Origin of the sequence: Fodinibius salsisoli (genome assembly GCF_026229185.1) — a bacterium.
In the GTDB taxonomy this organism is placed as follows: domain Bacteria; phylum Bacteroidota; class Rhodothermia; order Balneolales; family Balneolaceae; genus Fodinibius; species Fodinibius salsisoli.
Map to the genome: position 1 here is coordinate 160463 of NZ_JAGGJA010000009.1, position 15128 is coordinate 175590.

The following is a 15128-nucleotide window of genomic DNA, read 5'->3' on the forward strand; positions in this document are numbered from 1 at the left end:
AACAGTTTTAAGAAAATGAGTAATACCATGGAAATGTTTCCAATCTATTTACGCCGACTTGATGAGCGTAAAACGGTTTTGGTAGGCGGTGATGATGAAGCCGAGGAGAAGGTAGAGCAGCTGTTAGAACGAAATGCTAACCTAACAGTCATTAGTCCACATCTAACAGAAAAGATGTGGCGTTGGGTTCGGGAGAGCCGCTTTAAGTGGATCCCGCGGAATTATAAACAAGGGGACCTGGAAGGAGCTTTTATGGCTATTGTGGCCGAGTATGAAGGCGACATTAATAAAAAGGTGTACCAGGAAGCCAAAGAGCGGAATATCCTCGTCAATGTGATGGATGATCTGCCAAACGCTAATTTTGCATTTGGTTCTATCGTACGGCGTGGCCCCCTGACTATTTCTATTTCAACCAGTGGAGCAGCTCCTGCTCTTTCCGTTCGGTTACGTGAACGGTTCGAAGAAGAATTTGGCCCGGAATACGGCCAGTTCCTGGAGTTTATGCAGAAGCTCAGAAAACCAATGGCAAAATATCATGAAAAATTTTCTGACCGTAAAGATCTTTGGTACAAGTTGATTGACTCTGAAGTACTAAGTTTCTTTCGGCAGGGAAAAATAAAGGAAGCGTACCACAAAACAGCTGAAATTGTAGGTGAAAAGGTGGTTGGAGATGCCTTGCCTACCGAACAAGTAACCGCATAGCTGTTATATTCCTCCGCATTTTATTGTACTTTAAAGCGATTTTTTGACACACATAAAACAAAGTTTAATACTAACACAGATTATTAGAGTTTTACGATGGCATACGTAGTTGCTGAACCATGCATTAACTGTAAATATACCCATTGCGCCTCCGTTTGTCCGGTAGATGCATTTCGTGAGGGTCCAAACTTTTTAGCGATTGATCCTTTTGAATGCATCGATTGTGATGCCTGCGTGCCGGAGTGTCCGGTAGAGGCCATTTATCCGGATGATGAACTTCCGCTGGAGTGGGAGCATTATATAGATTTAAATGATCGGCTTTCCGAGCAGTGGATGGACCACCACGTTAGAGAAACAACAGAAGCGATGGAAGACGCTGACGAGTGGGCCGAAAAGGAAGATAAAGATGAGCTTTTAGTAGAAAGCTGGAATTAAATTACAGCATTAAGTTATTACAAAGAGCTCCACTTCTGTTTATAACATCAGGAGTGGAGTTTTTTATTTGCTGGATTTAGAAATAAAAACTCCCCTGCCTGAACTGAATCTCAATGATCTTTAGCTGCCTTTATAAATAGGAATTCGTCTAACTTCGCCATACACCTTGCATTAACAAGGGTTTTCCCCTTCGTACGATACAATGATGAACAGACCTTCTGACTACCCATTTTGTCGTATAGGTGCCGGTTATGTCAAGTATCGGTCGCCAGCTATAGGCTTGAACCGAGGATTTATAGAAATGAAATACTAAAATGCAGGTGGAGAGGGCCTGCTCCGTCCGACGGGGTCTGCTTGACTTTTTCCTTTTTAAAGGGGTTAGGCAGCAAAAAATCTTCACTATTGAGTATTACTGTTACTAATTAGTCGCGCAATTCTCCACTGACAGTCAGGTTCTCGAGTATAAATGACAATTTGCTTTACATCTACAGTAACAACCTCTTTTGAATCAAAGACATTGACTTCACCAGTTACTTTCGTGCGTGCAAATGCCCAATCGCCATTACCATTAATTTCTATAGGCTCAATCGAAATTGAAGCTTGGTGTTTAAAACCTGCCTTAGCTGTTTCTATTAATTCCTTTCGTGTAGTAACAGCGGGTGAACCAGGTGGCATATAAACTGCGTCATCAGCAAATAAGTTTACCCATTTGTCAACGTCGCTAGCATTGTTATAAGTTTCCGTTTGTTGAATAAGCTTTTTGATTGCAGTTTTATCCTCTTCAGAGAAATTTTGCTGCTGACCGTGTAAGGCTAGTGGATTACTGATTAGAAGTAGAATAGAAAAGAGCTGTAAACAAATAGTTTTCATAGTAACCTCCTTTTTAGTTGTTTGCAGCCTAACGACATTGCGCATAAGCTGCACGCGAATGAATGCTGATTTGATAAATAATGAACGAGAAGCTAAAAAGCCAGAAAGTGGCAAGTTCTGGCGAGGCGTGTCCGCTTAATGCGCGGTTAGGTGGCTAGTTAGTTAGAACATATTTTGAACGAAATTTAACGAGCAAGTAACTTGAAACAGTTAAAGAACCTACAGCAAGCAAAATTGGATAGAGGATGCTACTATTGTTAAAAATACCAAATGCTGTAAAGATAAGCCCCAATGCGAATAAACCTGAAAGACCACTAGCAATGGTGGTTTTTAAAAAGCTTAAATGCTTGGTTCCAATTTCTGGATTGGAATTTTCAAATCCTGGAATCAAAGCTTGCCACTTATCAAATTCCCAACAAAGAAGATAAATATTTGCCAAAAGCATCAGCCAAGCGATGAGCCATGTTCCTTTAAAACTTAGGGCCACAGTTATAAAACATATGTTTACAATGATTGGTAAGTAAAGCACTGTTCCAAGAGCAGTAGTGGCTGGAAACAGGAGAAGAATACCAGCTATCACTTGTGCAACTCCCACAAAGATATAAAACTCTGTTGCTTGAAAGAATGCATCAAAGAAATAGCCAATAGGTTCTGACGTAGGTATTCCTGCTGCGAAGGGGACATTTGCAACTTTCTTCAATCCTGGAATGATAAAACCAATGGCCAACCAACCTCTTACAATTGCCGTAAACAGTTTTAACCAAGCATTGGAGACAACTTTTGAATGAACTTTTTCAAGTGAAGACTGTAAACTCATTAAATTTTGATTGATGAATTATTTAGCCACCTAACCTAATCTTATTCATTTAATATCTATGGTACACTTTGAATGGATAACATTCAAGAAGTGGGCCTATGGGAAGTAACAGCAAGAAATGATCATATTATCTGTATTCAATAGATATCGCCAATGCAGATAATGTCGATGGATAATATATTTTATCTGTATCGAAACTCGGGTAATTTCTTACCTGATATCATTGCATGTATCCCAATTGAGGTATACCCCCCAATCGGTACGCTTTTCCGGATTCCAAAACGGGGTTTGCGGGCTGTTATTTCGGTTCTGAATACAATGCCCTGATTCTGGTACATCTATAGTAGGATCTATATTTTTATAGAAGGAGGGAGGGAATAAAAAAAGCAGTAATCCACTATCAATTCCAGTAGATTACTGCTGTATGAGGTAATAAACCCGAAATTTACAGGAAAGTGCCTGGCTGTAAGTCGGGATTCAAATGCTTTAAGACCGCACTTCCCATCTCCGTCGTACTCACGAGATACTCATCGGGATCACCGGAAGCAATATCGCCGGTGCGGAAACCATCTTGTAACGTTGTCTCGATGGCTTCTTCGATTTCCTGGGCCGCATCGGGCATGTCGAGCGAATGGCGACACATCAGTGCTACTGAAGCGATAGTCGCTAATGGATTGGCTTTATTTTGACCAGCAATATCAGGTGCAGAGCCGTGAACGGGCTCGTACATAGCATACTCCTTGCCAATGCTGGCAGAAGGTAACATGCCGATGGAGCCGGTAATCATAGAAGCTTCATCACTTAAAATATCGCCAAACATGTTACCGGTAAGGATGACATCAAACTGGCTGGGATCACGCACCAGCTGCATAGCACAGTTGTCAACCAGCATATGGTTGAGTTCAATTTCAGGCCATTGGCTGGCAGATTCAATAACGACCTGTCGCCAGAGGCGGGAAGCATCCAGTACATTGGATTTATCCACAGAAGTAACTCTGCGGTTGCGTTTGGCAGCGGTTTCAAAAGCGGTATGAGTTACCCGTTCTATCTCCTCAGTCGTATAAACTTTGGTATCTACGCCGCGCTCGCCGGTCTCCGTTTTCTCAATAAGTCTCGGACGTCCAAAGTAAATGCCGCCCGTCAACTCGCGAACGATCATGATATCTACACCGCTGACAATCTCTGGTTTTAGCGGGGAGGCATGAATGAGCGAATCGTAGGTTTTGATAGGGCGGAGGTTCGCATAAAGGTCGAGTTCTTTTCGAATACCCAACAGAGCTGCTTCCGGACGTTTGTCTTTCGGCTCATTATTCCACTGTTCACCACCTACGGCACCAAGAAGAACCGCTGATGCATCTTTGCAGGCATCAATAGTCTCTTGGGTTAAGGGGCGGCCAAACTGGTCAATACTGGCTCCGCCAAAGGCATAGCTTTTGGTTTTTAGCTGGTGGCCGTGTCGTTTACATACGGTCTCTAAAATATTGAGGGCTTCTTTGGTAACTTCGGGCCCGATACCATCTCCGGGTAGTACAACTATTTCTTTTACTGACATGAGATCATTCCTTCTTTTCGTGCAAATTCAAAAATACCACCGGCGTTAACAATATCTGCAACGCTGCCCAGTGGACGGATTTCATACGTTTTATCTTGCGTTATATTTTTCACTACTCGCTCTTCGGGATTGATTTCAATTTCATCCCCGGTATGGATTTCCTTGCTTAAGTTTTCAAGGCTCTCATAGGGAACCACAAAGCCGCCATCCACCGAGTTACGGTAAAAAATACGCGCAAATGTCGGTGCAATAATCGCATCTACCCCAGCGATGTCGAGGGAAGCGGGAGCATGCTCACGAGAAGATCCACAGCCAAAGTTAGGCCCTCCGATAATGATATTAAAATCGCTTTCGAACTCATCTTCTTCTACTAACGGAATATTGCCTTCCGGCAGTCCTGATTCGGCATCCGGTACGCCGGAGAGGGCGTAACGTCCATAAAATTTACGTTCCTCCGGGTCGTCTAAACTATAGACGAGATGCTCGGCAGGAATAATTTGGTCGGTATCAATGTTTTTACCGAGCACAAATGCTTTTCCTGTAATTTTCTTATGCTTAGTTGCCATAATATTTTGTCGTACGAGTTGGTAGTTTTAAATAACAGTTTGCTGAATGAAAACGCGGGGATCGGTAATTTTACCGGTCACTGCTGATGCAGCAACGGTGTAGGGCGAAGCCAGGTAGACTTGCGACTCTTTGGATCCCATTCGTCCGGGGTAATTCCGGTTGGTCGTGGAGATGCAGACTTCCTGGTTGTTCAGACGACCAAAGGTATCGGACGGACCACCCAGGCAGGCAGCGCATGAAGCTTGTCCAATGTTGCACCCCGCATCCCGGAAAATCTGGATGAGTGGCTTACCGTTTAAGGTGCGTGTTTCCAGACCTTTGGCAATTTCAGTGGTGGCCGGTACAATATAAGTATCCAACTTCAGATCATGACCGTCAATGATTTCGGCAGCAGCCTCAAAGTCTGACAATTTACCGCCGGTACAGGATCCAATATAAGCCCGGTCAAGGTCGGTGCCCTCAAGCTCAATAGCGGTGGCCTTGTTATCCGGACTGTGAGGCTTGGCTACCATAGGTACCATATCTTCCAGATTGTAATGGTACTTGCTGTGATACTTAGCATCGGGATCGCTGTAAACAAGATCAAACTCTTTGTCGGTACGTTCGCGGACATAGGCTTCTGTCTTGGCATCAGGTTCAACGACCCCATTTTTACCACCAGCCTCGATGACCATATTGGTGAGTGTCATACGGTCTTCCATCGTCATAGCACTAATGCCCGTTCCACCAAACTCCATCGTTCGGTAGGTGGCACCATCAACGCCGATATCACCAATTATCTGCAGGATGAGGTCCTTAGCCATGATATAGGGGGGCATAGAAGTCCCTTCAAATTCAAAACGCATGGTTTCGGGTACCTTTACCCACAGCTGGCCGGTGCCCATGATAAAGGCCGCATCGGTATTCCCGATACCGGTGGCAAACTGACCGAAAGCTCCGGCCGTACAGGTGTGAGAGTCGGTTCCAAAAAGTACTTCGCCCGGCCGGGTAAAGCCTTCTTCGGGGAGGGCAATATGGCAGACGCCTTTATAGTCGTCAGAGCCTACGTCGTAAAAATACGGCAGATCCTGATCCGCTGCAAAGCCCCGAAGGATATCTACGTTACGATTGGCATATTTATCTTCTGTAAAAATGTAATGGTCGGGTATGATAACCAGTTTTTCTTTATCCCAGACCCGGGCATCTTCTCCAAACTCATTTTTAAAAATACCGATGGATGGGGGACCACAAACATCGTGGGTCATCAGTACATCAACATCCACCCAGACACTTTCTCCCGGTTCTACGGAGGAAGAGCCGCTGTTTTTAGCTAAGATTTTTTCAGTGAGAGTCATTCCCATAATTCTAAACGTTTTCGAAATTAGTAGTATTAATTTATCAGTAAAATGTGCTTTTTAGCTTGTCAAATGTCCGCTCGGACTCTTATGGGAGCACAACTCCCCCTGAAGCCAATGATTTTAGCTTGATTATCCGGCGACGGTCGTATCCCCCGACATTTCTTCCTGTGGCAATGTTTTACTTATCAAGGCAACCAGTTCTTTTTCTTCGACCGATTTTTTCTCGTCGGCCAGATTCGTAAATTGCAGATATACTTGGTTTAATTCTTTCTTGCCCAGTGAATAACCCAATTCCTGTAACTTTTTATTGAGTGCAAATCGTCCGGAGTGTTTACCCAATACAATTTTATTCCCGGTTAAACCCACCGACTTGGGGGTCATAATTTCATACGTCATTGGATTATTCAAGACCCCATGCTGGTGGATACCCGCTTCATGAGCAAAGGCATTTTCGCCAACAATCGCTTTATTGGGCTGTACCTGGTTGCCGGTAATTTCGGTGAGGAGCTTACTGGCCGGTACCAGTTCTTCGGTAACAATATTCGTTTTCTTCGCCATATTATTGTTGCGGGTAGCAATAGCCATCGCAATCTCTTCCAGAGAAGCATTTCCTGCGCGTTCGCCGATACCATTGATCGTACATTCGATCTGTTCAGCTCCATTTCGGATAGCCATCAGCGAGTTTGCCACGGCCAGCCCAAGATCGTTATGGCAGTGCACGCTTATCGTTGCCTGATCGATGTTAGAAATGTTTTTGCGGATATTGCCAATCAGTTCGCCGTATTCCCAGGGCAGGGCATAGCCTACGGTATCGGGCACATTAATGACCTGGGCACCGGCTTCGATGACGGCGGTAAAGATTTCATAAAGAAATTCGGGATCACTTCGGGAGGCGTCTTCAGCTGAGAATTCGATTTCGTCGCAAAATTTCTTGGCGTGCTCAACGGCTTTGACAGCTGACTCAAGCACCTCTTCGCGACTTTTCTTCAGCTTATACTTCATATGGATGTCGGAAGTAGCAATAAAGGTATGAATACGTGGATGGGCAGCTGGTTCCAGTGATTCAGCTGCGCGGTCGATATCTTTGAGTGTAGTACGGCATAACGCCGCCACAGTGCTTTCCTTAATGTGCTTGCTTATTTCGTGTACGGTGTTAAAGTCACCTTCAGAAGCTATAGGAAAACCGGCTTCAATAACATCCGCCTTCAGACGTTCGAGTTGGAGAGCAAGCCGGAGTTTCTCATCCTGGTTCATGCTAAATCCGGGGGATTGTTCCCCATCTCGAAGAGTCGTGTCAAAAATTTTAATTTGGTCTTCCATAATGATAGAGTTAAAGGTATTGTAAGTTATTTTGTAATTATGCTATAGTTTTATCTGTTCAGATATTAAGATGTATGATCGCAGTTACAAACTGCGTAGATAATGGGTTTGATGATATTGAATAAGCATAATCTATATCGCTTCTTTTTGGTGAACTTCTTTTTGCTGCCGGGCCAGGTAGTAACTAAAGCTATCGGTCAGGGCTTGCCAGCTGGCATCAATGATGTTGTGAGAAACACCGACGGTGCCCCAGCTTTTACCATGTTCAGCTGAGTCGATAAGTACGCGTACATCGGCCCCCGTCCCGTCCTTTTCGTTTAACACTCGCACTTTATAGTCATTGAGATGCATATCATTAATTTCCGGATAGAATTTGTGCAAGGCTTTACGCAACGCCTTGTCCAGCGCATGTACCGGACCATTCCCTTCGGCAGCACAGTGTTCCAATTGATCATTAACCTTTAAGCGAAGTGAAGCTTCCGTACGGCAACTTCCGGACACATTCTTCTCCACAATGATGCGGAATCCTTCCAGGGTAAAAAACTCTTCCCAGTCCCCGGTCATCTTCTTTACCAAGAGCTCAAAGGATCCTTCGGCTGCTTCAAACTGGTAGCCTTTATTTTCGAGCTGCTTCAGCTTTTGGACAATCTCTTTGGCATGTTCGCCATATTGATCTAACTCCAGTCCGAGCTGTTCGGCTTTATAATTGATGTTGCTCTTACCGGAAAGGTCTGATACCAAGACTCGTCGCTGGTTGCCAACCGCATGCGGACGAATATGCTCATAAGTTTCTTCATTTTTCATAACGGCACTCACATGGATGCCGCCTTTGTGAGCAAAAGCACTGCGACCCACATAAGGCTGTCGTATATCCGGATTAAGGTTTGCCACTTCGCTTACAAAGCGGGAAAGGGCCGTCAGCTGTTCCATATTTTCATCCGGAATGCAGCGAAAATCCTGCTTAAGCTGAAGGTTCGGGATTAACGAACAGAGGTTCGTGTTGCCACACCGCTCGCCATAGCCGTTGACCGTACCCTGAACATGCACACAACCATTTTGGACGGCAACAATAGCATTAGCCACCCCCAGTTCGCAGTCGTTATGAGCGTGAATTCCTATGGGGGTATCAATTTTCTCTTGGACATCCATAACAATTTCCGCGACCTCATGCGGCAACGTTCCACCATTCGTATCGCATAAAGCGATGGTATCGGCACCGGCTGATGCGGCTGCCTCAATAGTGGCAAGCGTATATTCCGGATTGGCTTTATAGCCGTCAAAGAAGTGCTCAGCATCATAGATAACCTCTTTTCCGTGTTCCTTTAAGAAACGGATAGAATCTCGAATGATGCCAAGGTTTTCTTCGGCGGATATTTGAAGGGCCTTTTCGACATGCAGGAGCCAGCTTTTTCCAAAAATGGCAACCGCTGGCGTGTCTGCTTCAACCAACAAGTTCAGGTTCCGATCATCCTCGGGGGCTGATCCCGCCCGGCAGGTACTGCCAAAGGCAACGATCTTGGCATGGTTGAAGGTAGCCTCGCTCGCCAGCTCGAAGAACTCCATATCACGGGGATTGGAGCCGGGCCATCCGCCCTCGATGTAATCGATTCCGAAGGCATCGAGCTGTTGAGCTATACGCAGTTTATCCTCTGCGGAAAAGGCAACCTTTTCGCCCTGGGTGCCATCCCGGAGCGTGGTATCAAATATTTGGATGGAAGTGTCCATTATTCAGCAGCTTCTACAACTTCATCTTCGTCTTTTTCAATCCAGTCCATCATGGAGCGGAGTTGTTTACCCACTTTTTCAATTTTGTGTTCACCTAAGTCGTTTCGCAAGGACTTCAGATTGGGTATTCCGTCTTTATTTTCCTGGATCCATTCATCAGCAAAAGTCTGATCCTGAACCTGCTTAAGTACTTCTTTCATGCGCTCTTTCGTGGAGGCATCAACGACCTTTGGTCCGCGCGTCAATCCACCGTACTCGGCGGTATCACTTACAGAGTAGTACATCCGCTCAATGCCACCTTCGTACATAAGGTCAACAATCAGTTTGAGCTCGTGGAGGCATTCGAAGTATGCAATTTCAGGCTGATATCCAGCTTCAACGAGCACTTCGAACCCTTGTTTCACGAGCTCGGAAGCGCCGCCGCATAATACAGCTTGCTCGCCGAAAAGATCCGTTTCTGTTTCTTCTTCAAAGGTCGTTTCAAGCACACCGGCACGTGTTCCACCTAAAGCTTTAGTGTAAGCGAGGGCGGTGTCTTTGGCCGTTCCGGTATAGTCCTGCTCAATAGCAATCAGGCAGGGAACGCCAGATCCTTTGGTGTAGACTCGTCGTACAAGGTGGCCGGGACTTTTGGGCGCAACCATAAAGACATCCACATCTTCTTCCGGCTGTATTTGTCCAAAGTGGATATTAAATCCATGAGCAAAGGCCAATACGTTGCCTTCTTCCAGGTTAGGTTTGATACTTTCCTCGTACACCTGGGCTTGGTACTGATCGGGAATCAAGATCATCACAATATCGCCTTCTTTGGCAGCTGCTGCTGTATCCACAACTTTTAATCCGGCCTTTTCTGCTTCTTCTTGCGATGAGCTTCCTTCACGAAGTCCTACAACGACATCGATGCCACTTTCCTTAAGATTCAGGGCATGGGCATGACCTTGACTTCCATAGCCGATAATAGCAACGGTTTTGTCGCTTAGATACTTGAGGTCGGCATCGTCGTTATAATACGTTTGTGCATTCATGTCTATGTTGTTTAATGATTTATGAGTTATTCTTTGTTATACAGTTCCTTCAAATTCGCGTTTTAGTGCAACGCTGCCCGTCCGGGCTATTTCATCAATTCCAAAGGGATCGAGCATGCCGATAAAGGCATTAACTTTATCACGGTTACCGGTTACTTCGATAGCGAGCTTTTGAGGGCTGATATCAATAACCTTGGCCCGGAATACCTGCGCAATTTGCATTATTTCAGACCGACTGGATCGCGTAGCATTAACTTTGATTAAAGCTAATTCTCTTTCTACAAAACTATCGTAGGTCAAGTCATTAACCTTCACCACATCAATAATTTTATGCAGCTGTTTGGTGATTTGCTCAATAATCTGCTCATCACCATGGGTTGTTATGGTAATGCGAGCCAGGTTTGATTCCTTTCCCGATCCGAAACTGATACTGTCAATTTCGAACCCCTTTCCGCTAAAGATGCCTATGATACGTAAGAGGGCATTCAAGTTATAACTTACAAGAACTGAAAGGGTATGCTTATCGTTGGTGCTTTTCGCCGTTCCGTTTTTAGATATTTTCATTGTGTTATTCTTCACCTTCTACCATTTCATTTAATGCCGCTCCCGAGGGGACCATCGGATAGCAGTTCTCGAATTCTTCAACAACAAAATCCATCACCACTGGTCGATCATTGATCTCCATGGCCTGTTCCAGGACAGAATCCATCTCCTTCGGGTTTGAGGCCCGAAAACCAGCTGCTCCATAGCTTTCAGCCAGTTTCACAAAGTCCGGATTGCCTTTCTTCAGGATCGAGTGGCTATATCGTTTGTTGTAAAACAACTCCTGCCACTGCCGAACCATCCCGAGACAATTATTGTTCATAATCGCAATCTTGATCGGGATTTCATATTCAACGGCTGTTGCTAATTCATAAATGGTCATTTGGAAACCGCCATCACCGGTAATACAGACAACCGGACGGTCCGGACACCCCAGGGCTGCCCCCATTGCTGCGGGGAAACCGTAACCCATGGTTCCAAGTCCACCGGAAGAAAGGAATGATTGTGGATGATTGAAAGTATAATGTTGAGCGGCCCACATTTGGTGCTGCCCGACATCCGTAACGACAATAGCTTCGCCATTAGTTACTTCTGAAATCCGTTGGACCATCAGTTGTGGTTTAATAGTGTCCGAAGATTCAGGAATAATCAATGGGTGCTCTTTCTTCCAGGTGTTGATGGTATCCCACCAATCATCGATAGCTGGTTTCTGAGCCTGCCGATCAATAGCTGGCAACACTTTCTTAACATCGCCCACGATAGGAACATCAACCGGGACATTCTTACCAATATTCGAGGGATCGATGTCGATATGAATTTTCTTGGAATTCGGTGAAAAGCCATCCAGACGGCCCGTTACGCGGTCGTCAAAGCGAGCGCCGACGGCTAACAAAACATCACATTCGGTCGTAGCCATGTTGGCGTAATAGGTTCCGTGCATTCCCAGCATCCCCAGTGATTGAGGTTTGCCTTCGGGAAACCCACCTAACCCCATAAGGGTTGTGGTTACCGGAATGTTCAATCGCTCGGCCATGTCCGTGAGTTCTTTCCAGGCTTCTCCCAGAACCACGCCTCCACCGGCATAAATGAGCGGCTTTTTAGCGTTACTCAGGAGATGGGCAGCTTTTGAAATCTGTGTTGAGTGCCCTTCCCTTGTGGGTTTATAACTGGGGATGGAAACTTCCTTTTGGCCACTGTATTGACACTTATTCTGAATCATATCCTTGGGCAGATCTACCAATACCGGGCCGGGGCGTCCACTGGTAGCTACGTGGAAAGCCTCCCGAATCACCCGTTCCAGGTTGTTTACATCCTTCACCAGGTAGTTCTGTTTGGTGATCGGACGGGTAATACCTACAATATCCGCTTCCTGGAAGGCATCATTCCCAATCATATTCGTAGGAACCTGGCCGGTAAATACAACCATAGGAATGGAGTCCATGGCTGCGGTTGCAATGCCGGTTACCGTATTTGTACCACCAGGTCCTGAGGTTACCAGTACCACTCCGGGCTTTCCGGTAGCACGGGCATAGCCGTCAGCGGCGTGGCTGCCAGCTTGTTCGTGTCGAATTAATACATGGTTAAGGTCATGAACATCAAATAGTTCATCATACACCGGTAACACCGCCCCTCCCGGATATCCAAAAATGGTATCCACGTTGATATCTTTAAGGGTGCGGATCAAAATTTCTGCGCCATTCAAAAAAGCGGTCTCAGATGACGGCGTGGCGTCATCCGTTTCTGCACTATCGATTGATTTCATTTTTGTTTGTGCCATATGGCTGGTAGATATACTTTTCCTACCAGAGGTCAGAAAGAAGTTGATCGTTTTAAGACTTTGGCTCTAACCTCTGGCTGTTATGGTTAGCGGATAATTAGAATTAGATTAATAATGCCAGAAATTAGAATAGGTAGACCAATTAGGACACTAATTAGACCTACCACAGGTGAGATAGAAACAGCAACTATGATTAAAAAAGATATAACGAACAGCAATGACATGTCAGCAGTGTTTCGCTTATTGAAAAAAGCTTCCACTTGCTGAGCTGTTATTACTGTATGTGTTGTTCGATTAAACAAGGTTGTCTGTTTCTTTAATAAAGTATTGTCATTATAGAGATAGATAACTTCCTTGTCAAATTAAATGTGCTTTTTTTTGAATAGTTAATTTTGCTTGCTTAATTCTTTTATTCTTTTAGTTTTTAGGCATCAAATTTTACCATTGTTAAACCGTCTTCGCAGTGGTATTTTCTAACTTGGATGAAGGATTAAAACGCTTTTATGGCTCACAAACTGAATAAATACAGCTCTCGATTAACACAACAGGAATCACAAGTCGGATCACGAGCCATGCTTTATGGGGCCGGATTAACCGACGAAGATATGGACAAAGCCCAGGTCGGGATTGCCAGTACCGGTTGGCAGGGTAATCCATGCAATATGCATTTAAATGAACTGGCTGAGCATGTCTCTGAGAGTACTTGGCAAGCCGGAATGGTGGGACTTGTATTCCATAGTATTGGGGTAAGCGATGGAATTTCTATGGGTACGGAAGGCATGAAATATTCTTTGCAATCGCGCGAAGTAATCGCTGATTCTATTGAAACCGTGATGCGGGCCCAGTGGTACGACGCTAATATCTCTGTCGTGGGGTGCGATAAAAACATGCCGGGTTCTATCATCGCAATGGCCCGGTTTAACCGCCCTTCCATTATGGTTTACGGAGGAACGATTAGTCCCGGTAAACTCAATGGACAAGATTTAAACCTTGTTTCTGCTTTTGAATCATACGGGGAATATTTATCCGACGAGATTGATGAGGAAGAACTAAATGATGTCATTCGTCACTCTTGTCCGGGCGCGGGGGCATGCGGAGGAATGTACACGGCCAATACGATGGCTTCTGCGATTGAAACGATGGGAATGAGTTTGCCTTTCAGTTCATCGATCCCCGCTACACATAAACAGAAAATAGAAGAGTGCGAGAAAGCGGGGCAGGCTATTCTGAATCTGCTGGAAAAAGATCTTAAACCCCGGGATATCATTAGCCGGAAGGCGCTGGAAAATGCAGTGACGATAACCGTAGTACTGGGTGGATCAACGAATGCTGTGATGCACCTGCTGGCTATTGCCCGATCTGCTGAAGTCCCTTTTACTATTGATGACTTCCAGGAGATAAGTAGCCGTACGCCTTACCTGGCGGATCTGAAGCCCAGTGGAAAATACATGATGGAAGATCTTTATAATGTAGGAGGCGTGCCTGCAGTACAAAAATTACTCTTGGAGGAAGGATATTTGCACGGAGATTGCATAACGGTTACTGGTAATACACTGGAAGAAAATATTGCGGATGTTCCGGGGCTGTTTGAAGAACAAAAGATTATAGCCCCGCTGAGTGAACCGATTAAAGAGACCGGACACCTGCAGATTCTGTATGGAAACCTGGCTTCGGAAGGGTCAGTTGCTAAGATTACTGGAAAAGAAGGAACGCAGTTTACCGGCACCGCTAAGGTGTTTAATTCCGAGGAAGAAAGCTTGAAAGCTATTCAGAATGGTGAAGTTAGCAAAGGAGATGTCGTAGTTATTCGGTATGAAGGTCCGAAAGGAGGGCCCGGCATGCGCGAAATGCTTTCTATCACTGCGGCAATTATGGGCGCGGGTCTTGGCAAAGAGGTGGCCCTCATCACCGATGGACGTTTTTCGGGTGGAAGCCATGGATTCGTAATTGGCCATGTTACACCGGAAGCACAGGTTGGTGGAACTATTGCTCTCATTGAAGATGGCGATATGATCAGTATCGATGCCGATGAGCGGACGCTGGAGGTCGATCTTTCGGATGAAGAGCTGGAAGAGCGTCGCAAGACTTGGGAAGCACCTCCTCTGCAAGTGACTACGGGATCACTCTACAAATACGCCTGTTTGGTATCCTCAGCTTCAGAAGGGTGTGTTACCGATCAGCTACCCTATAAAAAAGTGGACCCCACAGAATAGTTTTTATCTGACAGAGGTTTTAGTAAAACTTGGCTTTGAAACTCTTTTAAAAATTGAAAGCTACTTTCACTTCCCCGGCACTTTGGAAGTGCCAGGGAAATATACCTTCTCAATATCCCGTAGTGAATAGTGCGCAACGGGAGTAGAACTCCCTCAGAGCTTGAGAGTTTTTGGAGGTTAGAAGCTGGAAGTCAGAGATTTGAAATTAGAAAAATTTGTATAGGATCTGATTTTTAGCCGCTAAT

13 protein-coding genes are annotated in these 15128 nt (G+C 45.2%); 3 read left to right on the plus strand and 10 right to left on the minus strand.

What is annotated here, in order from left to right; all coding sequences use genetic code 11:
- Positions 1–15: 15 nt before the first annotated feature.
- A complete protein-coding gene (locus J6I44_RS14155; protein ID WP_265766802.1) occupies positions 16–702 on the plus strand; it encodes a precorrin-2 dehydrogenase/sirohydrochlorin ferrochelatase family protein in 687 nt (228 codons plus the stop codon).
- A 96-nt stretch (positions 703–798) separates the two neighbouring features.
- Positions 799–1137 (plus strand): ferredoxin family protein, encoded by a 339-nt coding sequence (locus tag J6I44_RS14160; protein WP_265766803.1) that lies wholly within the window; start codon positions 799–801, stop codon positions 1135–1137.
- 399 nt (positions 1138–1536) lie between these two features.
- Here J6I44_RS14160 and J6I44_RS14165 read toward each other — a convergent pair whose 3' ends face one another.
- The 10 genes from J6I44_RS14165 to ilvB form a co-directional block, all read right to left on the minus strand.
- Positions 1537–2007: a YybH family protein gene (locus J6I44_RS14165; protein WP_265766804.1), complete on the minus strand. Its 471-nt coding sequence runs from the start codon at positions 2005–2007 to the stop codon at positions 1537–1539.
- A 154-nt stretch (positions 2008–2161) separates the two neighbouring features.
- Positions 2162–2824 (minus strand): hypothetical protein, encoded by a 663-nt coding sequence (locus J6I44_RS14170; RefSeq protein ID WP_265766805.1) that lies wholly within the window; start codon positions 2822–2824, stop codon positions 2162–2164.
- Positions 2825–3269: 445 nt separating this feature from the next.
- Entirely contained in the window at positions 3270–4376 is a 1107-nt protein-coding gene (gene leuB, locus J6I44_RS14175; RefSeq protein WP_265766806.1) for a 3-isopropylmalate dehydrogenase, read from the minus strand.
- Positions 4367–4942 (minus strand): hypothetical protein, encoded by a 576-nt coding sequence (locus J6I44_RS14180; RefSeq protein WP_265766807.1) that lies wholly within the window; start codon positions 4940–4942, stop codon positions 4367–4369. The genes leuB and J6I44_RS14180 overlap by 10 nt, the downstream gene beginning before the upstream one ends.
- A 27-nt stretch (positions 4943–4969) precedes the next feature.
- Positions 4970–6283, minus strand: a complete 1314-nt coding sequence (locus tag J6I44_RS14185) for a 3-isopropylmalate dehydratase large subunit (protein ID WP_265766808.1) — start codon at positions 6281–6283, stop codon at positions 4970–4972.
- A 126-nt stretch (positions 6284–6409) separates the two neighbouring features.
- The gene (locus J6I44_RS14190; RefSeq protein WP_265766809.1) at positions 6410–7600 is read right to left on the minus strand and encodes a 2-isopropylmalate synthase; all 1191 of its coding nucleotides are present in this window, start codon (positions 7598–7600) and stop codon (positions 6410–6412) included.
- A 132-nt stretch (positions 7601–7732) separates the two neighbouring features.
- The gene (gene cimA / locus J6I44_RS14195) at positions 7733–9325 is read right to left on the minus strand and encodes a citramalate synthase (protein WP_265766810.1); all 1593 of its coding nucleotides are present in this window, start codon (positions 9323–9325) and stop codon (positions 7733–7735) included.
- Positions 9325–10350, minus strand: a complete 1026-nt coding sequence (gene ilvC, locus J6I44_RS14200; RefSeq protein WP_265766811.1) for a ketol-acid reductoisomerase — start codon at positions 10348–10350, stop codon at positions 9325–9327. Before ilvC ends, cimA begins: the two co-directional genes overlap by 1 nt.
- A gap of 36 nt (positions 10351–10386) precedes the next feature.
- Positions 10387–10914, minus strand: a complete 528-nt coding sequence (ilvN, locus tag J6I44_RS14205) for an acetolactate synthase small subunit (RefSeq protein WP_265766812.1) — start codon at positions 10912–10914, stop codon at positions 10387–10389.
- A 4-nt stretch (positions 10915–10918) separates the two neighbouring features.
- Entirely contained in the window at positions 10919–12655 is a 1737-nt protein-coding gene (gene ilvB / locus J6I44_RS14210) for a biosynthetic-type acetolactate synthase large subunit (RefSeq protein ID WP_350356711.1), read from the minus strand.
- 518 nt (positions 12656–13173) lie between these two features.
- Between ilvB and ilvD the strand changes: the two genes are divergently transcribed.
- A complete protein-coding gene (gene ilvD, locus J6I44_RS14215; protein WP_265766814.1) occupies positions 13174–14883 on the plus strand; it encodes a dihydroxy-acid dehydratase in 1710 nt (569 codons plus the stop codon).
- Positions 14884–15128 lie beyond the last annotated feature (245 nt).